This is a genomic window from Paenibacillus sp. R-74696 (genome assembly GCF_055814915.1).
On record NZ_JBPULM010000050.1, the window covers coordinates 47,269 to 72,862 of the forward strand.

The 25,594-nt window shown below is 50.2% G+C and carries 24 protein-coding genes; 4 read left to right on the forward strand and 20 right to left on the reverse strand.

What is annotated here, in order from left to right:
* Positions 1–60: 60 nt before the first annotated feature.
* Together hisS and ACSR9A_RS28705 are read right to left on the reverse strand one after the other, a co-directional pair.
* Positions 61–1,311, reverse strand: coding sequence for a histidine--tRNA ligase (gene hisS / locus ACSR9A_RS28700; RefSeq protein ID WP_473761680.1), 1,251 nt, complete (start codon positions 1,309–1,311; stop codon positions 61–63).
* Positions 1,312–2,158: 847 nt separating this feature from the next.
* Positions 2,159–2,332: a hypothetical protein gene (locus ACSR9A_RS28705; protein ID WP_473761683.1), complete on the reverse strand. Its 174-nt coding sequence runs from the start codon at positions 2,330–2,332 to the stop codon at positions 2,159–2,161.
* A gap of 357 nt (positions 2,333–2,689) precedes the next feature.
* Here ACSR9A_RS28705 and ACSR9A_RS28710 point away from each other — a divergent pair, with 357 nt between their 5' ends.
* Both ACSR9A_RS28710 and ACSR9A_RS28715 read left to right on the forward strand, forming a co-directional pair.
* Positions 2,690–3,247 carry a M57 family metalloprotease gene (locus ACSR9A_RS28710; protein ID WP_473761685.1) on the forward strand — a complete coding sequence of 186 codons (558 nt, stop codon included), beginning with the start codon at positions 2,690–2,692 and terminating at the stop codon, positions 3,245–3,247.
* 18 nt (positions 3,248–3,265) lie between these two features.
* Positions 3,266–3,946, forward strand: coding sequence for a hypothetical protein (locus ACSR9A_RS28715; protein ID WP_473761688.1), 681 nt, complete (start codon positions 3,266–3,268; stop codon positions 3,944–3,946).
* Between the two features lie 36 nt (positions 3,947–3,982).
* Here the strand turns inward: ACSR9A_RS28715 and dtd are convergent, their stop codons facing one another.
* The 8 genes from dtd to ACSR9A_RS28755 form a co-directional block, all read right to left on the reverse strand.
* Positions 3,983–4,429 (reverse strand): D-aminoacyl-tRNA deacylase, encoded by a 447-nt coding sequence (gene dtd / locus ACSR9A_RS28720; RefSeq protein WP_473761690.1) that lies wholly within the window; start codon positions 4,427–4,429, stop codon positions 3,983–3,985.
* 425 nt (positions 4,430–4,854) lie between these two features.
* Positions 4,855–7,035, reverse strand: a complete 2,181-nt coding sequence (locus ACSR9A_RS28725; RefSeq protein WP_473761692.1) for a RelA/SpoT family protein — start codon at positions 7,033–7,035, stop codon at positions 4,855–4,857.
* Positions 7,036–7,276: 241 nt separating this feature from the next.
* Positions 7,277–7,789 carry an adenine phosphoribosyltransferase gene (locus ACSR9A_RS28730; protein ID WP_338556641.1) on the reverse strand — a complete coding sequence of 171 codons (513 nt, stop codon included), beginning with the start codon at positions 7,787–7,789 and terminating at the stop codon, positions 7,277–7,279.
* 55 nt (positions 7,790–7,844) lie between these two features.
* Positions 7,845–9,878, reverse strand: coding sequence for a single-stranded-DNA-specific exonuclease RecJ (recJ, locus tag ACSR9A_RS28735; RefSeq protein WP_473761695.1), 2,034 nt, complete (start codon positions 9,876–9,878; stop codon positions 7,845–7,847).
* A gap of 31 nt (positions 9,879–9,909) precedes the next feature.
* A complete protein-coding gene (locus ACSR9A_RS28740) occupies positions 9,910–10,839 on the reverse strand; it encodes a cation diffusion facilitator family transporter (protein ID WP_473761698.1) in 930 nt (309 codons plus the stop codon).
* A 20-nt stretch (positions 10,840–10,859) separates the two neighbouring features.
* Positions 10,860–11,780, reverse strand: a complete 921-nt coding sequence (gene secF / locus ACSR9A_RS28745; protein WP_473761701.1) for a protein translocase subunit SecF — start codon at positions 11,778–11,780, stop codon at positions 10,860–10,862.
* A complete protein-coding gene (gene secD / locus ACSR9A_RS28750; protein WP_341281784.1) occupies positions 11,770–13,002 on the reverse strand; it encodes a protein translocase subunit SecD in 1,233 nt (410 codons plus the stop codon). The genes secF and secD overlap by 11 nt, the downstream gene beginning before the upstream one ends.
* Positions 13,003–13,084: 82 nt before the next feature.
* Positions 13,085–13,324, reverse strand: coding sequence for a post-transcriptional regulator (locus tag ACSR9A_RS28755; RefSeq protein ID WP_473761705.1), 240 nt, complete (start codon positions 13,322–13,324; stop codon positions 13,085–13,087).
* A gap of 160 nt (positions 13,325–13,484) precedes the next feature.
* On the opposite strand from ACSR9A_RS28755, the gene spoVB reads away from it, so the two are divergent.
* Positions 13,485–15,050 (forward strand): stage V sporulation protein B, encoded by a 1,566-nt coding sequence (gene spoVB / locus ACSR9A_RS28760; RefSeq protein ID WP_473761708.1) that lies wholly within the window; start codon positions 13,485–13,487, stop codon positions 15,048–15,050.
* A gap of 56 nt (positions 15,051–15,106) precedes the next feature.
* Here spoVB and ACSR9A_RS28765 read toward each other — a convergent pair whose 3' ends face one another.
* Complete coding sequence (locus ACSR9A_RS28765) at positions 15,107–15,871, reverse strand: DUF421 domain-containing protein (protein WP_473762369.1); 765 nt, start codon at positions 15,869–15,871, stop codon at positions 15,107–15,109.
* Positions 15,872–16,068: 197 nt separating this feature from the next.
* Positions 16,069–17,406, reverse strand: coding sequence for an ArsB/NhaD family transporter (locus ACSR9A_RS28770; protein ID WP_473761711.1), 1,338 nt, complete (start codon positions 17,404–17,406; stop codon positions 16,069–16,071).
* Positions 17,407–17,538: 132 nt separating this feature from the next.
* On the opposite strand from ACSR9A_RS28770, the gene ACSR9A_RS28775 reads away from it, so the two are divergent.
* Positions 17,539–17,931 (forward strand): TIGR04086 family membrane protein, encoded by a 393-nt coding sequence (locus tag ACSR9A_RS28775; RefSeq protein ID WP_473761714.1) that lies wholly within the window; start codon positions 17,539–17,541, stop codon positions 17,929–17,931.
* Between the two features lie 142 nt (positions 17,932–18,073).
* Here the strand turns inward: ACSR9A_RS28775 and yajC are convergent, their stop codons facing one another.
* The 8 genes from yajC to ruvC are packed head-to-tail and all read right to left on the reverse strand — an operon-like array spanning position 18,074 to position 25,372.
* Complete coding sequence (yajC, locus tag ACSR9A_RS28780; protein ID WP_341281779.1) at positions 18,074–18,394, reverse strand: preprotein translocase subunit YajC; 321 nt, start codon at positions 18,392–18,394, stop codon at positions 18,074–18,076.
* 15 nt (positions 18,395–18,409) lie between these two features.
* The gene (tgt, locus tag ACSR9A_RS28785) at positions 18,410–19,546 is read right to left on the reverse strand and encodes a tRNA guanosine(34) transglycosylase Tgt (RefSeq protein WP_430164054.1); all 1,137 of its coding nucleotides are present in this window, start codon (positions 19,544–19,546) and stop codon (positions 18,410–18,412) included.
* A gap of 38 nt (positions 19,547–19,584) precedes the next feature.
* Positions 19,585–20,631: a tRNA preQ1(34) S-adenosylmethionine ribosyltransferase-isomerase QueA gene (gene queA / locus ACSR9A_RS28790; protein WP_341281778.1), complete on the reverse strand. Its 1,047-nt coding sequence runs from the start codon at positions 20,629–20,631 to the stop codon at positions 19,585–19,587.
* A gap of 10 nt (positions 20,632–20,641) precedes the next feature.
* Complete coding sequence (locus tag ACSR9A_RS28795) at positions 20,642–22,738, reverse strand: SpoIID/LytB domain-containing protein (RefSeq protein ID WP_473761718.1); 2,097 nt, start codon at positions 22,736–22,738, stop codon at positions 20,642–20,644.
* Position 22,739: 1 nt separating this feature from the next.
* Positions 22,740–23,207: a thiol-disulfide oxidoreductase DCC family protein gene (locus tag ACSR9A_RS28800; protein WP_473761721.1), complete on the reverse strand. Its 468-nt coding sequence runs from the start codon at positions 23,205–23,207 to the stop codon at positions 22,740–22,742.
* Position 23,208: 1 nt separating this feature from the next.
* Positions 23,209–24,213 (reverse strand): Holliday junction branch migration DNA helicase RuvB, encoded by a 1,005-nt coding sequence (gene ruvB / locus ACSR9A_RS28805; RefSeq protein WP_341281775.1) that lies wholly within the window; start codon positions 24,211–24,213, stop codon positions 23,209–23,211.
* Positions 24,214–24,233: 20 nt separating this feature from the next.
* Positions 24,234–24,872, reverse strand: a complete 639-nt coding sequence (gene ruvA / locus ACSR9A_RS28810; protein WP_473761724.1) for a Holliday junction branch migration protein RuvA — start codon at positions 24,870–24,872, stop codon at positions 24,234–24,236.
* Positions 24,869–25,372 carry a crossover junction endodeoxyribonuclease RuvC gene (ruvC, locus tag ACSR9A_RS28815; RefSeq protein WP_341281773.1) on the reverse strand — a complete coding sequence of 168 codons (504 nt, stop codon included), beginning with the start codon at positions 25,370–25,372 and terminating at the stop codon, positions 24,869–24,871. Before ruvC ends, ruvA begins: the two co-directional genes overlap by 4 nt.
* Positions 25,373–25,594 lie beyond the last annotated feature (222 nt).

A 25,594-nucleotide genomic window follows, 5' to 3' on the forward strand; every position in this document is an offset into this window, starting at 1 on the left:
TAAACTCAGGAGCTGAGAGGAAATTAGTACCCGGTGCGGTACTTTATTTCGTCGCAGTCTCTAAGCTTGAATCGCTGCTGCAAGCTCGCTGATTGCTACGGTGCGCTGCTCGCCGCTTTCCATATTTTTCAGGGCAATTTCGCCGCGCTCCAGCTCGTCATCGCCGAGAATGGCGGTAAAACGTGCCTTGAAGCGATCCGCTGACTTCATCTGCGCCTTCATCTTGCGATCTGTGTAGTCACGGTCAGCGCGCAAGCCTGCTGCACGCAGGTCATGTACGATCTTAGTCGCCTCACGCTCTGCTGCCTCGCCAAGGCTGATGACGTAAACGTCGACCTGGCTCGTTTCCTTGATGCCTTCCGTCTTCTGGTGCTCAAGGAGCAATATCGTCCGCTCCAGCCCGAGGCCAAGACCGACGCCCGGCTGATCCGGTCCGCCAATATCGGCAACGAGCCCATTGTAGCGTCCGCCGCCGCCAATCGTATCGATGGCACCGATACCTTCCGCTTTATATTCAAAAGCGGTATGCGTGTAATAATCAAGCCCGCGCACCAGCTTCGAATTGACATCGAACGGAATATTCATCGCCGTCAAATACGCTTTAACCTTTTCAAAATGCGTTGAGCATTCCTCATCCAAACTATCCAAAATCGACGGAGCACCTTCAAAATGCTTCTGGTCGACTTTGCAGTCCAGCACGCGCAGCGGGTTGCGGTCCATCCGCGACTGGCAATCTTTGCACAGCAGCTCGCGCTTCGGCTCAAGGAACGCAAGCAGGCGCTCGCGGAAGGCAAGCCTTACTTCCGGCGTTCCGACGGAATTGATCTCGACGCGTACCCCTTTAAGGCCAACCTCGGTATAAAACGTGTAGCCCAAAGCGATAACCTCGGCATCAAGCGCCGGATTCACCGAGCCCATCGCCTCAACGCCGAACTGGTGAAACTGGCGGTAACGCCCCGCTTGCTGGCGCTCATAGCGGAACATAGGACCGATGTAATACAGCTTCGTCAGATCAGGCTCGCCATACAGTTTATTTTCAACGAACGCCCGAACGACACCGGCTGTGCCCTCTGGACGCAGCGTCACGCTGCGATTGCCGCGATCCGTGAACGTATACATCTCTTTCTCTACAACGTCCGTTGTTTCGCCTACGCCGCGCTGGAACAGCTCGGTCGCTTCGAAGATCGGCGTGCGAATTTCACGAAAATTAAAGCGGCGGCATATTTCGCGCGCCTTCTGCTCGACGAACTGCCAGCTGTCGATTGAGCCCGGCAGCATGTCCTGCGTTCCCGGTAATTTTTGAAATGCCATGTCATTTTCCTCCTGACCTGCTGCTGAAAAACATGAAAACAAGCAAAACAGCACTCGCCGTGTGATGACGGCAGGGCTCATTTTGCGGTGAAATATAAGCCAGTGGTAAGTGTAAAACTTATAAAGTCTTATATTTAAAGCAAAAAACTCCCGCCCCTGAACAGCAAATATTGCTGTCAGGGACGAGAGTATAGCTCCCGTGGTACCACCCACATTCCGAGACAGCTGCCCTAAGGCAGAAGCTCGCTTGAAGACGGTTAACGCCCGTCACCCGCAGTACGGCTACTGAAACAATCGCTTGCCTAGGGCTTAAACCCCAGCAGGCTGACGTTCACCGTCTGTTCTCCGGAAAGTCTGTTCATCCCGCCATTATAAGAATGCTTGCAGCCTAAGGCATTCCTCTCTGCATATATGCGCATGGATTACTTTGTTCCATCATGAAATCATTATAGTGAATGGTGCTGATGCTTCATTTTACTTGGGCGTCGTCAGAAAGTCAAGATGCGATTCAGCTGTAATCAGCCCGATTGTATAGAAACAGTCGTATGCCCGCCAGAAGACAGAAAAAAACCTGCAATCACATTGCAGGTCCAAAAGTAAATTATATTTTAAAAAAGGGGGTCGAGGTCTATTATAGGCTTGCGATGTTAAAATAGCGTTATCGTTTGATTACAGTAACATTACAGTTTAGAAAGCGTTTTATTTCCTGCTATTTCGACCTTTCCCCTGCTTTTGCGCCAGCGTATGCGGACAAGCGTTAGCCTATGTCATATGGCTTATGGCATCGTATTGTATCCTGCTTCCAGTTCTTTGCCGCGCGGGTACCCTATCTGCATTCGGCTCCATATTATGTGTCCCTAATGTCGCTCCGCTTGCCAGCAGTAGTTGGAAAGCCTGCCCATTCCTCTGCCGCCTCCATGTCTTCCTCCAGCTGTGACAGCCTGATGGCTTCATGCCGATCTGCATGAAGCAGCTTGCGGCTAATCCGCTCCAGCCCTTGCTCCTTGCGGGATTGATGCATGCGTTCATTCGCCTCCGGTACAAAATAAATAGGCGCTCAGCCACGGCCAATCGCTGCCGAATGCTTTAAGCGCGCCCATTCTCTCCCCTATTGTATCCAGAAGGTCTCCCCACTAATCTTCATCCCTGCATGATTGCTTGTCCAATTGCCATTCATGCTGCTGGAAAAGATACACCTCGAACCTTTCATCTTTTATTTATTTGAAATAAAATCCAAAATATGAAACATATTCTGTTTTTTGATCGTCATAAAGTTACGTCCAATTCGTACGCAATCGTATCCTTAAAGCGCTTAGTCGTGCAAAGAAAATGGTATACAGAGATTTATCAGTAAGAAAAATCAAAAAAGGGGCATGAAATGATGAGGAAAAAATCTTTGCTGACCGCTACAACCTTACTACTATCGGCTCTCATTTTTACGTCAACCGCTTTCGCCTATACGTTTACCGGTCACAAATGGCCCAAGTCCGTTAATAATACTTACAACGTTTATGTAAAATACGCTACCACTAATACGACTTATAAAGCTGCTTTTGATTCCGCCGTCTCTGATTGGAATAGTGCCCAAAGTAAAATAAAATTTAATCTTTCGGCACTCAACACTTCAACATTCAGCACCGTTGGCACTCAAAGTGTCGATGATCCTTCGATGTATGGGGTATGCATTACTTATGTGAGCCCAGGTACAGCTTCAACTAGCTACTTTACCGCGGATATCAATATAGGGAACCCAAGTGTTGTAAATTATCCCCAAACAAGAAGGAGCACTGCTGGACATGAATTAGGGCACGCCCTTGGTCTGGGTCATAGCTCTGTTCCTGTGACGGCCCTTATGAATTCAAGCAGAGACAGGGAAAACATATACTTGCCGCAAATCGATGATAAAAATGGAATAAATGCCCTTTATCCAAAATAATTAAAGGAGGAAATCATAATGACGATACGATGGAATCTTCGTATGACCCTAATTACAGTGTTATGCGCAGCGCTCATGACCGCAGTGGTTTTACTTATAACAAAAGAGCAGGAAATGCCAGCTACGTATAATGTAAATTATGCTCCGGATTATGCAGTAAGCGGGGATATTGCAGGATTAGTTCATCATTCCGATTATGTGGTATCCGGCCGCTACGAGAAATTTATTGAGAATTGGAACATGGGAGAAAACCATTTTAGTGAGGTGTATTCGTTTGTAGTCGAGGAAGCCTTGTTAGGCGAGATTGGAGGCACCATTCATATTTCCATTCCACATAACATTTTATTAAAGCATACGGTAGATGAAGTGGAATATGAAGCGGTGCTCAATTCGCCCAACTACAGCAAACCTGATTTTGATCAAACTTATGTCTTGTTTTTGAAAAAAGCACAGACTAAGGATGTGTTCGGCCCCTCTTCAGTACCCTTTCAAGTGGAAGTGGATTCTTTTGGCAGCGTTGCTTTGAAAGTGAATACAGAAAACAAGGAGCTTTCCTTAACAACTGAGCAAAACGATACGATCCATTTCCAAACGGAACAGATTGAGCTAGCCTCTATTGATAAAATAACCGGTTTGACTAAAGAAGGATTATTTACAGAAATTAAAACGGAGGTTGCTGCCAAAGAGGAAATGAATTAAGGAATCCCTCTGCGAATGCAATTCTTCTTTACGGCTCTATTCCTTGCTGTCCAAAATCAATGTAACAGGACCCCAGTTGACGAACGATACATCCATCATAGCGCCAAAACGCCCCGTCTCCACTTGCAGCCCATGCTGCTGGCGAAGATAGGCATTAAACTGCTCGTAGAGCGGCTCAGCCTGTTCTGGGCGCGCAGCAGCCATAAAGTTAGGTCGTCGGCCTTTGCGACTGTCTCCATACAATGTAAACTGCGATACGGACAAAATAGCGCCACCGGTTTCGACGATGGAAAAATTCATTTTGCCAGCCTCATCTTCAAAAATGCGCAGGCCCGCGATTTTATCGGCCATCCATTTGATGTCTGCTACTGTATCTTCATGGGTAATCCCAACAAGCAGCACGTATCCGAAGTTGATTGCTCCTGTTATTTCACCTTCGACGGTCACGCTCGCCTGCTTGCTTCTCTGTATCACAACCTTCATGCTTTCCCATCCTCCCTTAAAAAAGAAGAAGGCGGCTAAGTACGCCGCCATCCCTCTGTCATTCATCCCTGCTTCGCGCATGCGAAGCAGGTGTAATCAATGTATGCCTGTTGAACTACACAATAACAGTCAACTAAGTGTAGTCATTATCTTTTGACTTTATCTTTATCTTTATCTTTATCTTTTATCTTTAGCTTGTTGCCTACTGGCAATAGCAAAACTTGCTTTTAAAACCTTTTTGGGGAAGAGGAGGGGGAGAGAGTGAAGTGAAAGGTTTGGAATTGAGGAGCGGAGCGTTCGCTTTTGCTGATGGATTTTAACCGCTACGGTTATATTCCAAAAATCCATCAGCAATGGCGACCGAAACCCAAACCTTTCACGCAGCGTCCCCCGCCCTTCCCCAACTAAAGGCTTTTGCAGCAAAATCAGCTATTCATAATCCTTTGGACGGAATATATATCCTGCACCCGTTTAATCTTCTCCACCACAGATGAGAGATGCTCAACGTTCTTAATCAGCACGGTCATATGAATCATGACCATTTTATTTTTCACGGAACGCCCGGTCACTGCTGAAATATTCGTCTTGCTTCCGGATACGACTTGCAGCACTTCATTGAGCAGACCATTACGGTCATGACCGGTAATTTCAATATCGACGCTGTAATTTGCCTCGACAGATTCTTCCCACTCCACCTCAATGACGCGATCAGCTTCCTCTCCGTCCATGCCAAACGGAATGTTCTGGCAATCCATACGATGCACCGAGACGCCGCGTCCACGCGTAATGTAGCCAATAATAGCGTCGCCAGGCACCGGATTGCAGCAGCGAGCAAAGCGAATGAGCAAATTATCAATACCTCGTACCGTAACGCCATGGTGCTGGCGATTTTTGCGGCTGACTCCCGATTTCGCATCTTTATCCGTACCGAGCTCAATCGTATTGTTTTTCTCAGCTTCCTTGCGCAGCTTCTCCGTTAGACGGGTACAAATCTGTGCAGCGGTCACGCCGCCAAAGTTAACGCCCGACAGCATGTCCTCCACATCGTTAAATGAGAACTTGGACGCAACCTCCTGCAGCTTGTCCTCGGTCAGCCAAGCCGAAGGCTCTAGACCAAGGCGCTTGAGCTCACGCTCGACAGCCTCACGGCCCTTCGCCACATTTTCCTCGCGCTGCTCCTTCTTAAACCACTGCCTGATTTTGCTGCGCGCATGCGAAGATTGTGCGATTTTCACCCAATCCTGGCTCGGTCCGTACGAATGCTTGGAGGTGAGAATTTCAATAATATCGCCGGTTTTGAGCTTACAATCAAGCGGCACAATACGGCCGTTCACCTTGGCGCCAATCGTGCGGTTGCCAACCTCCGTGTGAATGCGGTAAGCAAAATCCAGCGGCACAGAGCCGGCTGGCAGCTCAATGACTTCACCGCTCGGCGTAAATACAAATACAAGATCGGAGAAAAAATCCATTTTCAGCGATTCCATAAACTCCGATGCGTCGCGAGCGTCATTTTGCAGCTCCAATATTTCGCGGAACCAAGACATTTTATCTTCAAAATTGCGGTTTGGCACGACCGTGCCTTCCTTGTACGCCCAATGCGCCGCAATCCCGTATTCTGATGTACGATGCATATCCCATGTCCGAATTTGCACTTCGGTCGGCTCGCCATTCGGCCCTACAACCGTCGTATGCAGCGACTGGTACATATTCGCCTTCGGCATCGCGATATAATCCTTGAACCTTCCCGGCATCGGCTTCCACAGCGTGTGGATAATGCCGAGCGTCGCATAACAATCTTTAATATTTTCGACAATAATCCGAATCGCCATGAGATCATAAATCTCATTAAACTGCTTGTTGCGGTCGGTCATTTTTTTGTAAATGCTGTACAAATGCTTCGGGCGCCCGGAAATATCGCCTTCAATGCCCATTTCGCCAAGCTTCTCTTCAATACGCTCAATAACATCGGCAATAAACTGCTCGCGCTCTGCCCGTTTTTTCTTCATCAAGTTGGCGATGCGATAATATTGCTGCGGATTTAAATACCGAAGTGCAATATCCTCCATCTCCCATTTAATCGCGGAAATACCTAGCCGATGCGCAATGGGGCAAAAAATTTCCAGCGTCTCATACGCAATCCGCCGCTGGGCTTCCTCTGACTGGAATTTCAGCGTCCGCATATTGTGCAGGCGATCGGCAAGCTTAATCAAAATAACGCGAATATCCTGCGCCATCGCCACAAACATTTTTCGATAATTTTCGTTTTGCTGCTCTTCCTTGGAACGAAAACGGATTTTCTCCAGCTTCGTCAGTCCGTCAACCAGCATCGCGCAGGTTTCACCGAATTTCGCCCGAACCGTCTCTAGATCGACTGTCGTATCTTCAACCACGTCATGCAGCAAAGCTGTAATAATGGACAGCACATCCATCTGCATATCCACCAATATATCTGCTACGGCAATCGGATGTAAAATGTAAGGTTCGCCTGATTTCCGCACTTGTCCATGATGAGCCTGATCTGCAAAATGATAGGCTTCCCTTATGCGTAATAAGTCCTGTTCCTTCATATAGGCCGATGCCTTTTCAATTAACTGCTCTATGCCCATGAACATCCCTTTCCGAAATGAGCCCTGCTTCGGCTCCCCTTCGCGCATTTTCCGAGTTTTCTAATATTATGCCTGTAAGCATAGCATGACGTCAACTACGCTGTCGATTGAAGTGTCGATTTAAGTCATGGAAATTTAAATTTTTCAACCGGTAACGCGGACTTTATAGTGCAAAAGCCAACCAGCAGCAGCTGGTTGGCTTAAACGCTCAAACGATTTTATTTCATCCTTCAAGATATTTCTAGTAAGTAACGAGTGAAACGACGTCCATATCGCCAAGCTTCTCGCGGCCTGTCAAATACGACAGCTCGATGAGAAAAGCCGAACCGACAATTTCCCCGCCAAGCTGACGAATCAAATTAATGGAGGTTGCGATCGTGCCGCCCGTTGCAAGTAGATCATCAGCAATCAAAACGCGCTGTCCCGGCTGGATGGAGTCCTTGTGCATAGCGAGCACATCTTTGCCATACTCCAGGTCATAGCTCGCTTCAATCGTTTCGCCGGGCAGTTTGCCGCTTTTGCGAATGGGCGCAAAACCTACGCCTAGTGCAAGGGCAAGCGGAGCGCCGATAACGAAGCCGCGTGCTTCCGGTCCTGCAACGATATCAATTTTCAAATGCTCAACCGCTTTGCGCATTTCTTCAATGGCAGCACGGTAAGCTGGGCCGTCCTTCAGCAAAGTAGTAATATCCTTAAAGCGAATGCCTGGCTGTGGGAAATCGGGAATGACCCGAATGTAATCTTTAAAATTAATTTGTGACTCGCTCATCAATTATTCGTCCCTTCTGTCTATCGCCATTGCGGTGCTGTCAAACCAATATTGTAGCTGCAAAGAGTGGAGATTGCAATTGCTCTGCTTTACTTTTTGCCTCCTGATAGGAAGGCGCTGTGCTTAGCTCTCGCTTCTCCGGTGCTTCTGCTACGATTGCAAATCCATCCTCAATGCGGATAAACGCAAGCTCGGTAAACACGCGCAGCATAACCTCGGTCATTTCCTGCGGCCATCCGCTCAGCTCCGCGAGGCGCTTCGCAAGCCCCTCAAGCGGTGCCTGCTTCATTCTCCGAAGCAGTTGATACACTTGACCGAAATGCTCACGTTCAGGAAATTTAGCATACGCGCCTCCGCTGAACAGGTCATGAATATGCAGCTGCGGCTTGCGCTGGCCGTTCCATTCATTAATAGACAGCGCGCCTACCAGATCGACCGTGCTGCTCGCAATTAGCCGGTCGGCGATGGCTCCCATGCTGAAGCCTACCGCTTCCAGCACAGCCTGCCCACTCTTCACTGTCAGCTTGAGATGCTTCGCTTCCTTGCCCATCGTTCGCTTGTCTGCAAGCGCGGCGCCCTGAAAGAGCAATCGTGGCGATGGATTACCCGCCCCGAACGGCTCCAACTGCGCTAGCTCATTGATCGTTTGCAAATTAGCTTCTTCAACCTTGCACTCCAGATCAATGCCCGTTTTTGGAATCCAATCCTGCTCGCTGAGCCATTCCAAAGCAAGCTCGCTCAGCTGGCGTTCAAAATCAGCCAGCTGGTCACGATGCAGGCTCATGCCTGCCGCCGCCTGATGGCCCCCGTAATGGTCCAGCAGCTTCTCGCAGGCGGTAAGTGCTGCATGCAGGTCGTAGCCGTCAATGGAGCGCGCAGACCCCTTGCACATGCCGCTCTCTCCATCTATGCCTAGAATAATGACGGGCTTGTAATGGCGTTCCAGCAGCTTGGAGGCAACAATGCCGATAACGCCCACATTCCAGCCTTCGCCCGCAAGCACTATGACTGCCGGCTCTGCTTCGCCCGCTTCCAAAGCTTGTGCTTGCTTCTGCGCCCACAGCTCCTCCGCCTCTTTGACGATGCCTTCCACAATGCGCTGCCGCTCGCGGTTCAGCATATCGAGCGAGGTCGCCGCCAGTATAGCCTCATCGTAGTTATCGCTTATGAGCAGCTCGACAGCGCGCCGCGCATGATCAAGCCTGCCAGCCGCATTAATGCGCGGCGCCATGCCGAAGGCGACAGTCGTAGATGTAATCGACGGCAGCTCTATGCCCGTCGACTCGGCAAGCGCAAGAAATCCGGTATTCGTCGTCTGGCGAAGCCGTTCCAGCCCGCTTTTGACTAAAATCCGGTTTTCGCCAGTCAGAGGCATTAAATCAGCAATCGTTCCCAGACAAACGATGTCCGTCAGTTCCATAGGCGGGCGTTCCAGCAGCGCTTGCGCCAGCTTGAATGCGACACCAACGCCTGCCAGCCCTTCAAATGGATAAGTGCAATCATGCCGCTTCGGGTTAACAACGGCGCAGGCATCCGGAATACGTGCTGGCGGTTCGTGATGGTCGGTGACAACGACATCAAGCCCAAGCTCCTTGGCGTAAGCAATTTCATCGTAAGCGCTAATGCCGGTATCAACGGTCACAATTAAGCCAACGCCCTCAGCGGCCGCCTTCTCCAGTGCCGCCTTGTTTAATCCATAACCCTCGAGCGCCCGATGGGGAATATAATAATCAAAATGAAGGCCGAGCTCGCGAAACACATGCACGAGCAGCGAGGTGCTGGATACGCCGTCGGCATCATAATCGCCATAAATACGTACTTTTTCGCCAGCTGAGGCCGCCTCCCGAATACGGGTGACAGCCTCCCTCATATCTTTTAGCAAATACGGGTCATGCAAATGCTCAGAGCCGCCTCTTAAAAACTGCTCCGCCTGTGCGACCTCCCTATAGCCGCGCTGCACCAAAAGCTTGGCGGCAAGTGGCGACAGGCGCAAAGCTGTCGAAAGCTCCTGCGCCGCCGCGTCTGCCTGCTCGTCCCAAGGTGCAAGATTCCAACGTGTTTTAGCTTGAATCACGCCGACTTCAACTCCTTTCTGCCTTGCTGCGCTATTGCAGCAGCGTAGGCATATGTTCCTGATTCGGATCGTGATTGGATTTATAAGGATAACCGGGGTCATACGGCTCGACATGAACGGTTGCGTCCGTTAGGTGGGTAAAGCGTGTCAGCAGCAGTCGTTTCACCCTTTTTGCCACTTCATGGCCCTCAAGTACGGTCACGCGCGGATTAACGCTGATAACGGTCTCCGCAACGACATAATGGCCCCGCTCGCGAGCGTGCAGCGACTGTACCGTTACGACGCCTTCCACCCGTTGAACGAGCTGCATGAGCTCCTCGGTATTTTCGCTATATACCTCTGTTGATGCTTCCTCCTTGCGAGAGGATGGCACAATAATGCGGTAGCCGCCGTTCATGACGATAACCGAAATGACGATAGCTGCTGCCGAATCAAAATAATAAAGCACCGGAAGCGAAATCAGCTTGCCCAGCCACGCGGTCCCTGCACCAATGAATACCGCAAGTGTCGCGTACAAGCTGCTGCCATGCTCCCTTTGTTTCCAGATGAGCTCCTTCACAAGCAGGCAACTAGCCAAAGCAGCAAGCGCGCTCCAATGAGGCGGCTTGCTGATCCCCTCAGCAATGTCGCGAACGGCCGAAATGCCAATCTCCAAACCAATTAGAAGCAGGGCTGCTGCTAAAACAACATTCATGAAGGTTTCTGTCTTCCTTGTTTCCTTGTGCTTTATAGCAGCAGCGCTGCCAGAAGATGTTTCGCTGCCATTGCCACCGCGCTGCGAAACGACCTTTTCCGCGAAAATAGCCGCCGCCTCCGCAGCAGATCGGCAACCATCTGCAAGCAATGCTTTGCTGCCGGACAGCCAGCCTGCTGCCCCTTTCAACAACGCCAACGCCGCATTACCCCATATTCCTGACCAGCTGGCCGGTTCTGCTTTTGTATATCGTTGGTTCATTGTCATGACTGCCTCCTCCTACGCTGTTAGACCGCAGTCTTGGCAGGCTGCTTTGCTTTAGGCTTTTGTTTGCTTTTAAGAAGAAGCCAAAGCGGGCTCGCAATACAGATAGACGAGTATGCGCCGCTTGTCAGACCGATAATTTTTGCCAAGGCAAACAGCTTGATCGACTCGCTTCCGAACAGGAACAAACAGACCGCGATAACGAGAACGGCAAGCACCGTATAAATATTACGCGCCATCGTCTGCCATAGGCTCTGATTGACCATTTCTGCGAGCTGGTCACGCGTTTTCAGCTTGCCAAAACGAAGATTTTCACGAATTCGGTCGAAAATAACGATTTTATCATTAATCGAATAACCGATTGTCGTGAGCACCGCCGCAATAAATGGCAGGTCGACTTCCAGACGGAAAATGGAAAACACAGCGACTACAACAAAAGCGTCATATAAAATGGCAATGTTCGCTGCTAAAGCAAAGCGCCATTCGAAACGGATCATCACATAAATCATGATCGCAATACTTGCAATAATAACAGCATAAATCGTCTTAAAGCCTAGCTCACGCGCCATATCTGGAGATACGACACTGACCTCTGCCGATACTTGATCGCCAAATTTTGCTTTAAAGGCATTTTGAATTTCTGTTACCTTCGCTTGCTCCAATACTTCTTCAAACCGAGCAGAAACGCGGTCCCCGTTCGTGCCGCCAACCGTCGGTGTAACATTCGTAATGCCAGCTGTGGCCAAAACTTCCTTCGCATCCGCCTGAGTAAGGGCTTTGCCGACTACGATATCCATATTCGTACCCGCTTTAAAATCGACGCCATAGTTCAGATTGAACAGGAACAGCGAAATAATCCCTATTACCGTTAAAATAATAGAAGCCATGAAAAACTTTTTGCTATGCTTGATAAAGTCAAAATGCACCGTTGTTTTAAAGTTCACGGATGTCCGCCTCCTTCACGCCGAAATAGCTAGGTTTAGTAAACAGGTTGCTGCGAATCAGCAAATGAATCAGCAGGCGTGAGAAGAAAATGTTTGTAACGATACTGACCAAAATACTCAAAATCATCGTCAGTGCAAAGCCTCTGATCGCACCGTTTCCGATGTAATAAAGCACGCCGCAGGAAATCATGTTTGTAATATTCGCATCCATAATTGTGCGGAACGAGTTTTTGGAGCCGGCTTTAAGCGAGGAAAGCAAGCTTTTTCCGCTGCGAATTTCCTCTTTAATCCGTTCATACATAATAATATTCGCGTCAACCGCCATCCCGATCCCGAGAACAAATGCGGCAATACCCGGCAGCGTTAAAGTCACATTCAACATCTCAAATACGAGAACCAGCATCCAAGTAAAGGTAATAACCGTAATACCTGCTACAACGCCCGGTATGCGGAACAAAATAATCAGGAACACCAAAATAATCGCCGAGCCGATGATGCCGGCACGAACGGTATCTTCAAGAGACTGCTGCCCAAGCTTTGCGCCTACGCTTTGCGTGTATTTCTCAGTCAGCTTAAGCGGCAGTGCGCCCAAATTAATCGTATCTTTCAAGTTATTTGCCTCATCAAGCGTGAAGTTACCACTAATTTGCGCGCTTCCGCCGCTGATTGGCTGGTTGACGTTCGGATTCGACAGCATTTCATCGTCGAGATAAATCGCTAGCGTCTTGCCTGTCAGTCTCCTCGTAACATCCTCAAACTTCTTTGCATCTTTCAGCTTAATCGAAACGACCGGATTATTCAGCGAATCATATTCGACCGTAGCTGCATTTTGCACAAAATCATCACCTTGAAGCTCTACCGTGCCATCTGGCGCTTTAAACGTCAGATTAACCGGCTTCTTGATGATGTCTCTTACCTCATCCTCATTCGTCACGCCAGCAAGCCTGACGCGAATGCGGTTCGTTCCTTCAGTCGTAATCTCCGGCTCGGAAATACCGATCTTGTCGGCACGAGCCTCCAGGCTTTTCGCCGTATCCTTCAGCAAAGTAGGCGTTACTTTATCGCCGGCCGTAAGCGGTTCAGCCTCATAAAGCACCTCGAATCCGCCCTTCAAATCCAGGCCTAGCCGAATGCCGTTTACCAGCGATGGGCTTGTCCAAGCGATCACGCCAAACATGATGACTACGATCCCAAGGAAGGCAAATAATCTTTTCCCGTTCATATTTCCTAAGTCCCCCTTATGATCTCAATATTCCTATTATACTTGCGAGCAATTTTTGAGTCAAAAAAAAGAAACCCTTCCCTTAGAAATGGGTTCCCCGGTAAGCGCTAATCGTCAAAAAGTTCATAAAGCTCGTCACCTTCAGCGACAAAATGTCGTTGACCAGCTTGTGCAGCTCCGGCTGCCCGCTCTTTTTATAACCCGCGCTTACGCATGCCCAAATATCTTTGCCATTCGCATGTTCATAGCCAATAAGCTGAAACTCCTCTGCCTTGCTGTTGCACAGCTGTTCAATTACCTGAGCCAGGTCCTGTTCCTCCATAGCCGCGCCTCCCGTGCTTTTTCGCCTTGACTGCTACTATTCGCTGCCTAGGGCGCATATTCCTGCACACGGAGCGATGTTCATAATCCAATCATGATTCGGACATGCCGTGCATAACTATGATACTGCAACAATACGGCTAATGGAATGAGGGGCGAGTATGACCAAGCAAACGTTTATAAAAGGGGCCATGATTTTACTTGCGGCGGGTGTCATCAATCGAATTCTCGGCTTCATCCCGCGCATCGCGCTGCCGCGCATTATAGGCGCCGAAGGCGTGGGGCTGTATCAGCTGAGCTATCCGTTTTTGGCCGTCATGCTGACAATTATTACCGGCGGCATTCCGCTCGCCGTTGCCAAATGGATTGCCGAAGCCCAGTCAAACGGGGACGAGGGACGGATCCGCCATATTTTTCGCAGTGCGATGCTGCTTACGATCTTTCTTGCCATTACGCTGACCAGCCTGCTGCTGCTATTCTCGCCTTGGATAACCGCGCATTTGCTGCCGGACAAGCGTGTACAGCGCACGTTTCTGTTCATGACTCCGATGCTGCTGATCGTCGGGATTTCATCTGTATTTCGCGGCTACTTCCAGGGCAAGCAAAATATGATTCCATCTGCGGCCTCCCAAATTGTGGAGACGGTGCTGCGCATTATTTTCTCGCTTGGTTTCGCGATGCTCCTCATGCCCAAAGGCTTGGAATGGGCAGCGGCTGGCGCCATGCTTGGCGTTGTGGTTGGAGAAATAGGAGGCCTAGCTGTACTGCTATGGAAATACGCAAGGGAAAAAAGAACTCCCGCTCAGTTGACTGAGGCAAGCAAGCCATCTACAACTGAAGATAAGGCACCCATTATGGGCAAGCTGCTTAGCCTTTCCATACCCGTTACAGCCAGCCGCCTTGTCGGCTCGCTCTCCTATTTGCTGGAATCCATTTTCACCGCTCGCAGTCTGGCTACAGCAGGTATCGCTACAGGCATTGCTACAGCGCAATACGGGGCGCTGCAAGGAATGGTCATACCGCTCATCCTGCTGCCTACCGCTTTGACCTACTCCCTTGCCTCCTCGCTTATTCCGTCGCTTTCCGAAGCGGCGTCAAGGGGGGATATGGCTACAATACATAAGCGTTTGCATCAATCCATGAGGCTGGCACTTGTCGCAGGAGCACCCTTCGTCGTTATTCTTGGCCTATTTGCCGAGCCGATCTGTCGGATGCTGTACAACCACAGTGAAATTGCTCCTATGCTGCAACTGCTTGCCCCTGTCGGCCTTTTTATTTATTTGCAGGCTCCACTGCAAGCCACTCTCCAGGCGCTGGATAAACCGGGAAAGGCGCTTATGAACACGTTAATAGGGGCCGCTATTAAGCTGGTCTTAATTATTTATCTCGCCTCCAAGCCCGAATTTGGCATATACGGCGCTTTGATTGCGATTAATTTGAATATTGTACTAGTCACTGCGCTGCATGGCATTAGCGTTCTCAAGCTGATCGGCTTCCGCATGAAGCTGCGCGATTTTATGAAGGTCATCTCTGCTATGGTGATTATGGGGGCTGCTGCTCGCTTCGTCATGAACCGTGAGCCGCTCGCCGCGGAATGGGTGAATTTGCTCGTTGCCTGTGCATGCGGGGCTATTGTATATTTGGCGCTAATGGTATGGACCAACATTATTGACCGGCATGACCTCACCCGCCTGCCCAAAATTGGTCATTGGTTTTCACGGACCTAGCGGCATACATGTACAAAAAAAAGCCGCGAGCAGGTTGGGACATTATGGCTCCCAAACTACCTTCGCGGCTTTTTCGTTTTATCCAAAAACAGCTTGCCTTTATGGTCTATTGTACACAGGAATACTTCCTTGAAGTCGGTCACACCTTCATCCTGCAGCACATTTTTCAACCAAAAACGGGTTTTCTCCAGCTTCTCTAAATTTTCATCCTGTACTTTGCCATCCATAATGAGCGGAATGGGCAAAATTTCAAAACGATATTTAGGCGGAATGACTTTAGAATCTTGCCTCGTGCTAAGCTTGCTTGTTAATTCCGAAATTTGCTCAGTCCTAGTGCCTTCTTCCATCTGCTGCTGTTGCTCTGCTTCGCTGCTGCTCAGCTGCGGCTCAGCAAACAAATGCTCCTCCGACATTTCCGGCGGGGCCTCATCGGTATTTTTAGGAATAACCGACAGCTTGCCGCTCGTCTCCAAAATCGCAAATTCCACATCCGAGATCCTTGTAATTTGATTTTCTCTAAGCTGGAGCATAAAATCATCCAGATTGTAGCGCTGCTTGCGCATCACATCGCGATTGAGCTTGCCCTTCGCCATAATGATGCTGGGCTTTCCGTCAAACAAGAGCCGCAGCTTGCGATTTTTCAGCGCCACAAAAGCCATGCCCACCTGCACGAGCATTAAAATAACCATCGGCACAATGCCTTCCCACATCGTTCGATCCAAATCCTCTATAACGATCACGGCTATTTCGGCAATCATGACCGAGATAACCAGGTCAAAAACCGACAGCTTGCCGATTTCCCGCTTCCCCATAAACCGCATAATGAGAAATACGATGAAATAAATCAATACGGTACGCAGCACAAGGGTCAGAAATTCCAAGTGATCCCGCCTCCTTCATCGCTCGCGCCTGCTGCATTTTGGCCTGAGCAGTCTGTACACGTATTCTCACCTGCCGCCATGTCCCTCATACGAAACGGCCAGGCACGAATTTATGGTAAAGGCGGGAAAACATAAAATTATGGAATCAGAATAAAATACACGTAAGCTGTGGAGACGAGCAGCGACATGAATGCAATCGGCGCTCCAACTTTAAGAAAAGCTCTAAAATGAAAGCTTTTGCCTTCCCGCAGAGCAAGGCCAGCGGCAATTACGTTTGCGGAGGCGCCAATGAGCGTGCCGTTGCTGCCGAGATTTGCACCAAGCGACAGCGACCACCACAGCGGCTCCATTTGACTCGCGCTCAGTCCAAGCTCAGCACCCATCGCGTGAATGACTGGCACCATTGCTGTCACAAACGGCACATTATCCATCGTAGCGGAGGCTATACCGGAAATCCACAATAGCAGCACTGATGCTATATCCGCATTACCGGAAGTCATTTGCAGCAGAACCAAAGCGATTTGGCTTGTCCAATTCGTCGCCGAAAGCCCCGCTACCATAATAAATAAGCCGATAAAAAATAAAATCGTGCCCCAATCCACCATGCGGAAGGCGATTTCTGCCTCCTTGCGCTTTAGACCGATAACCATGAGCAATGCCGCGCTGCCGAGCGCAATAGCCGCCGGCTCTATGCCTAATAAGGAATGGAGCGTAAAGGCAATGATGGTTAGCAAAAATACGATGACTGATTTGATCATCAGCGGGCGATTTTTAATATAGGAGCTGGCGGAAAGCTTCATCAGCTCGCTAGCTTCCTTGCTTTTATGCGTAGGCTTAAAATGCTTGCGGTACACAAACAAAAATAAACCAATAGTAACGATCAAAATAAACAACGAAACGGGTCCTAAATGGACGATAAAGGCATTAAACGTCAGCTGCTTGTTGGCAGCGCCAATAATCATATTAACCGGATCACCGATTAAAGTAGCAGCTCCACCGATGTTCGAAGCCGCAATTTCTGCAAAAATAAACGGGTAGGGATTCAGCTTCAGCAATTTTGTAATCGACATCGTTACCGGAATAACGAGCAGCATAATCGTTACATTGTCCAAAAACGCTGAGCTAATGCCAGTTAAGGCAATAAGCAGTATAAATATTTTCCACGAGCTTCCTTTGACCCACTGGGCCAGCTTAATCGCTATGTATGGGATGACGCCTGCCCGGTTCAAAATGCCGACAAGCAGCATCATGCCGATGAGCAGCATAATAACGCGCCAGCCGACCGCCTCCGTAAATGCATACCGCAGATCCAATATGCCCAGCACCAATATGAGAAATGCGCCTGCCAGCGCCGCCGCTGCCCGATTGATTTTATCCGTAATGACAAAGGCATAGGTTACCAAAAAAATAACTGCTACTGCGATAACCTGCCAAGCCGCCGGATTGTAAAGCATTCCTGCTGCCTTGGTTTCCATCTCGCTTCACCCTTTCTTATCCCTCACATTATACGTAATTGGATAGAATTTCGTCCACCCTCCCACTTGTTTGTACTATTCCACACAGCCTGGCCATATGGTTTAAGTAAAAGGAATTTAAGGAGGAAATCGATGAATCCCATTAAACATGTGCCGCGGCCGCCCCAGATCGCTTCGCCTATGCTGGCGGGTCTCCTTTATGCCATCGTTTGGCTTGCTTTAGGCGCTTTGCTGCTCTCGCTTCTGCTGCACTTCGGCAATATGAAGGAAAGCAGCCTGCCGACCTTCGCAACGTGTATTCATGGCTTGTCCGCTTTTGCCGGCGGATTAACATCGGGCAAGCGTTCTGGTATGAAAGGCTGGTACCAGGGCGGATTGCTGGGGCTGCTCTATGGTGTGACCATACTGTTAATCGGCTTTCTTGCTGCCGATGCCGGCTTTTCCCTGCATACCGCGATTGTGCTTGGCATTACTTTGCTGCTTGGTGCTTTCGGGGGCGTTATTGGCGTCAATCTCAAGAAGTAATTCGGTGGCTGGCAATGCTAACGTTTCGAGGATGAAATATAAGCCCATTATAAGGGAGTAACTTATACTTGCTTATATCTTAAAAAAAGCTTGCGCCTTGAAGGTTAGACCTTCAAGGCGCAAGCTTTGTGGAGCTATCCTACTAATCTTTCGAAATCGTAGGCGCACTGCTAACGACCGAGCTAATTGCGCTGCGTTCAAACGTCAGCTTAACCGTATCACTGACGCGAAGTACGACTGTGTCATCCGTCAATTCTGTGATTGTACCGTGCATACCGCCGATTGTTGAAATTTTATCGCCTTTTTTCAGCTGCGACAACAGCGCTGTACGCTGCTTCTGTTTCTTCTGTTGCGGACGAATAAGCAAGAAGTAGAACACGGCGAACATGAGTAGTATCGGCCATGCCATTCCCCAAATGCTATTCGTTGGCGCTCCAGCTGCATCTGCTAACCATAGTGACATTGAAATCCCCCCTTTCTAAAATCCTTTATCGTTATCCCGCAACCCATAGCTGTCAAAAAACTCATCGCGAAAATCAAGGAGCCGATCTTCGGTAATCGCCTGACGCACATCCCTCATGAGTTGAAGCAGGAAATGTAGATTATGATAAGTCGTCAATCTCATACCGAATGTTTCATCGGCCTTCATCAAGTGGCGAATATAAGCGCGTGAATAATTCGTGCATGTGTAGCAAGAGCATTTTGGATCAAGTGGCCCAAAGTCCTCTGCATACTTGGCATTGCGAATAACGAGTCTTCCCTCGCTTGTCATCGTAGTTCCGTTGCGCGCAATTCTCGTAGGAAGCACACAGTCGAACATATCGATGCCGCGAATGGAACCTTCCAGCAGCGCATCGGGCGAACCAACTCCCATTAAATACCTTGGCTTGCCGGTTGGAAGCAGCGGTACCGTATACTCAAGTGCTTGATACATCAAGTGTTTCGGCTCTCCGACACTTAGTCCTCCAATAGCATACCCCGGGAAATCCATGGAAGTCAAATCTTTCGCGCTCTGGATGCGCAGGTCCTCATACATGCCTCCCTGGACGATTGCGAACAGACCTTGGTCATGTGGACGAGCATGGGATTCAAGGCAGCGCTCAGCCCAGCGTGTCGTGCGCTCAAGCGACTGTTTTACATAAGCATGCTCAGCCGGATATGGCGGGCATTCGTCAAATGCCATCATAATATCAGAGCCGAGCGCATTTTGAATTTCCATCGCCTTTTCCGGTGACAAAAACATCTTATCTCCGTTCAAATGGGAACGGAACTGGACGCCTTCCTCGGTAATTTTACGCATTTCGCTCAAGCTGAACACCTGAAAGCCGCCGCTGTCAGTCAGAATCGGACGGTCCCAGTTCATAAACTTATGCAATCCGCCTGCGCGTTTAATCAAATCATGTCCGGGACGCAAAAACAGATGGTACGTATTGCTCAAAATAATATGAGCATCCATCGTCTTCAGCTCTTCCGGGCTCATTGTCTTTACCGTCGCCTGGGTTCCCACCGGCATAAAAGCCGGCGTCTCGATTACGCCATGGGGCGTATGGACGCGGCCGAGCCGCGCTCCAGACTGCTTGCACACTTTTAACAATTCATAGGTTACAGCCACAATTCACGCTTCCTGTCCTCTTTAATTTTGTTGCTCTACTATTAATAAATAAACATCGCATCGCCGAAGCTGAAAAAGCGGTATTCCTCACGAATCGCTTCCGCATACGCGCCCATCACCGCATCGCGCCCAGCAAGCGCGCTGACGAGCATAACCAGCGTCGACTTAGGCAAATGAAAATTGGTCAGCAGCGCATTAACAAGCTTGAAGGAATAGCCCGGAAAAATAAAAATATCAGTCCAGCCGCTGCATGCCTGAATGAATTCATTCTCAAAGCGGGTCGCAACGGTTTCCAGCGTCCGCGCAGAGGTTGTCCCCACCGCAACGATTCGCGCGCCCTCGGCCTTCGCCTGATTCAGCAGCGCCGCCGTCTCCTCGCTAAGCTCGTAATATTCCGAATGCATGACATGCTCTTCCACAACGTCTACCGACATCGGCCGAAACGTTCCGAGTCCTACATGCAGCGTCACATAGGCAATTCGCACACCTTTATCTGCAAGCTGCTTCAAAAAATCGGCTGTAAAATGCAGCCCTGCCGTTGGTGCGGCTGCCGAGCCATCATGCTTGGCATAAACGGTCTGATAGCGCTCACGCTCCTCCAGACGTTCCCGAATGTAGGGGGGAAGCGGCATTTCGCCAAGCCGCTCCAGCAGCTCCTGAAAAATGCCGGAATAGGCAAACCGAATCGTGCGGCCGCCCATATCGCCTTCCTCTTCTACAAAGGCACGCAGCAGAGGCTGGCCGCTGCCATCGTCGCCAAACCAAACCTCTGTACCGATCTTCATGCGTTTGGCTGGCTTCGCGAGCGCCTCCCAGCGGTCTCCTTCGAGCTGCTTAAGCAGCAGAAGCTCGATCTTCGCCCCCGTATCCGCCTTTGCGCCAATTAAACGAGCAGGCAGTACCCTAGTGTCATTAAGCACCAGCACATCGCCGGCATGCAAATGCTGCGCCAGATCAGTGAAGCTTTCATGGTTCACCGCGCCGTTGCTGCGATCCAGCGTCAAGAGTCTTGATGAGGTCCGCTGCAGCAGCGGCGTCTGGGCGATTAAATGCTCCGGCAGTTCAAAATCAAACATTTCTACGTTCATCTGTCAGTCATCATTCCTTAGCGATAGTTACATCATTATAATAGTATTTCAGAATATAAGAGTAGTCATACCCTTGCTCGGCAAGGCCTAGCGCTCCATATTGGGACAAACCGATGCCATGACCGAAGCCTGTGCCAACGAAACGGAAGCTCGGCGTCTTGGTTGCTTCACGGACTTGGCCTTTGCCGCCCATAATATACAGCTTGGCATCCATTTGCTTCACTTCGCCGCCTGCCCCAACCGTATAGACCGCACCTGCGCTCTCCGGCTTTGTTGTCGTTTTCTTATTCGCTCCAAGTACGGTCACACGTGCCGTCTCATCGATTTGGAACAGGGTGCTTGGCAAGCTCCCAAGCGCCGTCCTCAGCATATCTGGATATTTGACCTCAAGCTTTTTGCCGTTTGCCAGCAATTCCGTAGCGCGTCCAGACTGTCCTGTCTTGCTCACTTGAAGCGAATAAATCGGTCCGGATATCGTGGTGACGCTCTTGAGTGAAGCGACCAGCTCTTCTGAGCTGAACGGGCCTCGTACCCAAGACATCGGGCCCGATTGCACCGATTTTTCCAAAACGACAACCTTAGCGCCCGAATTAACCTGGCCTACTAGCGGAACCTCATCCTGAATGAGCGGTATTTTCCGTACCTTTACGCCGTCCGTGTTAACCTTCATCAGCTTAATTCCTGCGGGATTCGTTTCGCTTGTTGCCGTAAGCAAATCCTCGCGAATATAGCCTGTCAAGCCGCTTGGGAGCACGACGCGGTACCAGCTGAACAGCCCTTTTTCCGCCGAGCTGTCGGTCGGGCTTTTGACGCTGGTCAAATAGGGGACTGCATTGCCCCATACTTCCTTCGCATCCGCTGTAGCCCCACCGCCATTAGAGGAATATAGCGCTTCGATCAGCTTACCCTTGTACAGTATAACCTCACCTTGCGTCGCATCTACCGCTTGAATCGTTGATTGCTTCTCCGTGCTTGTGCCAGCATAGGCTTGGCTGCTCACACTATCAACCACATGGGCAATTTGAAAACCTGAGCCCTGATAGAGTGCATACGTTCTAGCGGCTACCGCCTGGGCTTTCAAAGCCTCCTGCGGCCAAGAGGAAACCATTTCCGCACCTACAACCGAATACAAATACTGCTCAAACGGAAGTTCATTTACGACTGCAAGCTTGCCATTAAAATCACTGAATTCAAACGCCCCGCGATACGTGCGGCTGTAACGCTCCGTCAGCTTAATGGTTTCTTTGCCTGCCGGCTCTACCCACACTTTGGCGCTTGTTACAGGGAACGTGTACATCGTAAGCGGGCTTCCCGCCTTGCCTGTCAGCGTGTGATCACTCTTCAGCAGCAAATACGGCGTTTTGACATCGGCCTGCAGCAGGCTGACTCCAGCTGCTCCAGTCGCTACCTTAATAAGGTCTAAGTCAGCACTGCTGGCAGCAGCACCTACCATAACCGAATAACGCAGCCCGCTTGCAGGCTTGCGTACAGCGATATACGTATCAATACCTGCTGCCTCGAATGCTGCGGCCGCCTTGACAGCCTCAGCTTTAGAAGCGTAGCCTGTGCTTTCCAGATGAAGCGGACCTTGCAGCTCCGGCTGGGAGCCGCCTGCAAGCTTCGTTAGCTCGCTGTCTGACTTCCATTTGCTTAGCGCTGTTTTTGCTTCGTCAACGGTTTTGTAGGTACCTTCTGTTACCTGGTACACCGTCTTGCTTTTCTTCGTTAAGGAAGTAATAAAACCGCTGCCCTTGGCCGCTTGCACTCGTTTATATGCGCTTAGGGCCGTTTCGAAGCTGGTCGTTTCCAGCACCTTGACCTTATAATCATCCTTCGCAAAGCGGGCCTGTACATTGGCTGATTCCCGCAGCCATTCCTCCGCGCCGGACGGCTGCTTCATGCCAATGGACAAGCCGCCCGCTGAGCTGAGTGTAGCCGCGGCCGTATTCACCTGATATTTCCCCGGAAATTGCAAAAAAATAGCGACTCGTATCGAATCAAGCTGAGGTACTGCTCCTTGAGAAGGCTGTACATGCCACATTGAAATGAGCAATAACCCAGCTAAAGTTAGAAGCGACAGCCGTCTGATCGAAAAGCGGGTGTTCATCTCACCTTCCCCCTTCTGGGTGATTATTGTTCTGCCTTGGCGGCTTCCACTCGCAGCCGTCCACCGAGCAGCTTTGCTCCGTTCTGCCAAACCATTCATAACGCCGGCTCGCAATAATGCGATAAATAGCATCCGCTATTCGGCTCATGCCTGGTATTCGGTAAAGCAGAGAAAGTACGCCCAGGCCTTTAACCGTGCGCAGCACACGAATAACGCCTGCTGCTCCGGCATAAAGCGCGCCATTGCTGTCCGCAACATGCATTTTCTCATAAAGCTGCTGCACACTCACCTGCTGAATGCCGGGGACGCTCACCGTCCCTTGCTGCTCCAATTGCTGAATTTGCACAAATTGCAAATCAGCCCGCGACGGTAGCTCCTTGAGCCTTGCAACCGTCGCAATGCAGAGATTGCACTCGCCATCATAGATGACAAACAGCTTTTCTGCTGAACTCTGCCTTGCACCAGCCATTCTAATTTCTCTCCGGATAAGGGATGCCTAAATGGCGATAAGCCTGTTCGGTTGCCATCCGTCCGCGCGGTGTCCGCTGGAGGAAACCGATCTGCATTAAATAAGGCTCATACACATCTTCTATCGTCTGGCTTTCCTCGCCAATGGTAGCCGCAATTGTATCCAAGCCTACCGGGCGCCCGGCAAATGTCGTCATCATGGATTGCAGCATTTTATGGTCGATGCTGTCCAGGCCCATCGGATCCACCTGCAGCAGCTCCAGAGCTGAGCTTGCTATTTCGTCTGTTATAATGCCATCGCCGCGCACTTGGGCAAAATCCCTTACCCGCTTAAGCAGGCGGTTGGCAATCCGCGGTGTTCCACGGGAGCGCAGCGCAATTTCCTGAGAGGCTTCGCCTACGATGGAAATATCAAAAATTTCCGCCGAGCGCGAAATAATATAAGCAAGCTCATCAACCGTATAAAACTCCAGCCGGCTGATGACGCCGAAGCGATCCCGCAGTGGAGCGGAAAGCAGCCCCGCCCTTGTCGTCGCGCCAATCAGTGTAAATGGCGGCAAATCAAGCCGTACGGACCTTGCGCTTGGGCCTTTGCCAATCATAATGTCAAGCGCGTAATCCTCCATTGCCGGGTAAAGCACTTCCTCCACTGTACGGTGCAGCCTATGGATCTCATCGATAAACAGCACGTCGCCCTCCTGCAAATTCGTCAGCAGAGCAGCGAGATCGCCTGGGCGCTCAATGGCTGGTCCCGATGTCGTGCGCAGGTTTACGCCAAGCTCATTGGCGATGATGTTCGACAGCGTTGTTTTCCCAAGTCCGGGCGGTCCGTAGAGCAATACATGATCGAGCGCTTCCTTGCGAAGCTTTGCTGCGTCTATGTACACTTTCAAATTTTCCTTCGCCTTCGATTGACCGATATATTCAGCCAAATAACGAGGACGCAGACTTAGCTCCACCGCCTGATCATCCATCATAAGGTTGGCGGAAATAATTCTTTCGTCCATCCGTGCTCAGCTCCTTTTCGTCAACCTTTAAACAGCTGCTGCAAAGCGCGCTTCATGAGGGAATCGACCGTCTCCTCTGGAACCACCGTCTGCTGCAAGCCATGCCAAGCCCGATCAAGCTCCGCAGCTGTATAACCGAGCGCTGCGAGCGCCTCACGCGCCTCTTCCCATGCGGTTCCCGCTCCCTGGCCGCTGCCGCTTTGGAATAAATCGGGCTCCAGGTAAGCGCCCGCCGCCGACAGCACCGCCGCATCGCTTGCGATGCCCGCAAGCTTGTCCTTCAAGTCCAAAATCATCCGCTGCGCCGTCTTCTTGCCGATTCCGGGCAGCTTCGTAAGAAACGTAATATTTTCCTGCTGAATGGCAGCAATAACCGTTTCCGGCTTGCCTCCTGCGAGTATGCCCAGCGCCACGCGCGGACCAATGCCCGATACTTCCAGCAGCTTGCGGAACAGCGTCTGTTCCTCGCGCGTTGCAAACCCGTACAATAAAATCGCATCCTCACGGACGGAATGATGAATATAAAGGGTGACGGCTTCTTCCTTTTTCGCTAACGCATACGGATTCGGCGTAAACACCCGGTAACCGACATCCCGTACATCCAGCACCACATACTCCAGCTCGACATGGGACACTATACCTCGTAAAAAATCAATCATGATCGTCCCGCCTCATTTATTTTTTGGACTAAAACCGCCGAATGGGCATGGCAAATAGCCACTGCCAGCGCATCTGCTACATCATCGGGTTTCGGAATGGCCGATAAATTCAAGAACATTTTAACCATCTCCTGCACTTGGCGCTTCTCCGCCTTGCCATAGCCTACAACGGCCTGCTTGACTTGCAGCGGCGTATATTCCGCAACCGGAAGCCCGCGCTGCGCCGCCGCCAAAATAATAACTCCACGCGCCTGCCCAACCGCAAACGCCGTTGATACGTTCCGGTTAAAGAACAGCTTCTCCACCGCAACCGAATCGGGCTTGTACTTATCCATTAGAGCGACAGCCGAATCATAAATTTGAATGAGCCGCTCCTCGGGCGGCGTATGCGCCTCCGTCTGAATACAGCCATACTGAACGGGCTTAAGCTTATGACCCTCTTTATCAATGAAACCAAAACCCGCTATCGCAATACCGGGATCTATGCCTAGAACGCGCAAACCGCCAACTCCTTATTCCTGCTGTTTATTTCTCCTATTATACCAAAAGACAGAAAGGATGAGAACATGCGTTTGAGGAAAGTGCTTAGGAGCAGTCGCTTTTCTTTGCACCATCATCCATTATACAACAAGAAGAGGACGTCCTCTATAAGAACGTCCTCTTCCTTCGCTAATAAAATAAATGCATTGACCAAAAGAACAATTACTGTATGAAATTGTTTA

Bases quoted from the DNA above. Each gene is read 5' to 3' on its own strand.
- dtd (WP_473761690.1), bottom strand. From the start codon at position 4,429: ATGAAGGTTGTGATACAGAGAAGCAAGCAGGCGAGCGTGACCGTCGAA.
- ACSR9A_RS28740 (WP_473761698.1), bottom strand. From the start codon at position 10,839: ATGACAATGAACCAACGATATACAAAAGCAGAACCGGCCAGCTGGTCA.
- hisS (WP_473761680.1), bottom strand. From the start codon at position 1,311: ATGGCATTTCAAAAATTACCGGGAACGCAGGACATGCTGCCGGGCTCA.
- ACSR9A_RS28800 (WP_473761721.1), bottom strand. From the start codon at position 23,207: ATGGCTGGTGCAAGGCAGAGTTCAGCAGAAAAGCTGTTTGTCATCTAT.
- queA (WP_341281778.1), bottom strand. From the start codon at position 20,631: ATGAACGTAGAAATGTTTGATTTTGAACTGCCGGAGCATTTAATCGCC.
- ruvA (WP_473761724.1), bottom strand. From the start codon at position 24,872: ATGATTGATTTTTTACGAGGTATAGTGTCCCATGTCGAGCTGGAGTAT.
- ACSR9A_RS28755 (WP_473761705.1), bottom strand. From the start codon at position 13,324: ATGGAGGAACAGGACCTGGCTCAGGTAATTGAACAGCTGTGCAACAGC.
- ACSR9A_RS28715 (WP_473761688.1), top strand. From the start codon at position 3,266: ATGACGATACGATGGAATCTTCGTATGACCCTAATTACAGTGTTATGC.
- ACSR9A_RS28775 (WP_473761714.1), top strand. From the start codon at position 17,539: ATGAATCCCATTAAACATGTGCCGCGGCCGCCCCAGATCGCTTCGCCT.
- ACSR9A_RS28770 (WP_473761711.1), bottom strand. From the start codon at position 17,406: ATGGAAACCAAGGCAGCAGGAATGCTTTACAATCCGGCGGCTTGGCAG.
- yajC (WP_341281779.1), bottom strand. From the start codon at position 18,394: ATGTCACTATGGTTAGCAGATGCAGCTGGAGCGCCAACGAATAGCATT.
- ACSR9A_RS28765 (WP_473762369.1), bottom strand. From the start codon at position 15,871: ATGCGGTTTATGGGGAAGCGGGAAATCGGCAAGCTGTCGGTTTTTGAC.
- secD (WP_341281784.1), bottom strand. From the start codon at position 13,002: ATGAACGGGAAAAGATTATTTGCCTTCCTTGGGATCGTAGTCATCATG.
- ACSR9A_RS28725 (WP_473761692.1), bottom strand. From the start codon at position 7,035: ATGGGCATAGAGCAGTTAATTGAAAAGGCATCGGCCTATATGAAGGAA.
- ACSR9A_RS28710 (WP_473761685.1), top strand. From the start codon at position 2,690: ATGATGAGGAAAAAATCTTTGCTGACCGCTACAACCTTACTACTATCG.
- ACSR9A_RS28705 (WP_473761683.1), bottom strand. From the start codon at position 2,332: ATGCATCAATCCCGCAAGGAGCAAGGGCTGGAGCGGATTAGCCGCAAG.
- ACSR9A_RS28795 (WP_473761718.1), bottom strand. From the start codon at position 22,738: ATGAACACCCGCTTTTCGATCAGACGGCTGTCGCTTCTAACTTTAGCT.
- spoVB (WP_473761708.1), top strand. From the start codon at position 13,485: ATGACCAAGCAAACGTTTATAAAAGGGGCCATGATTTTACTTGCGGCG.
- ruvB (WP_341281775.1), bottom strand. From the start codon at position 24,213: ATGGACGAAAGAATTATTTCCGCCAACCTTATGATGGATGATCAGGCG.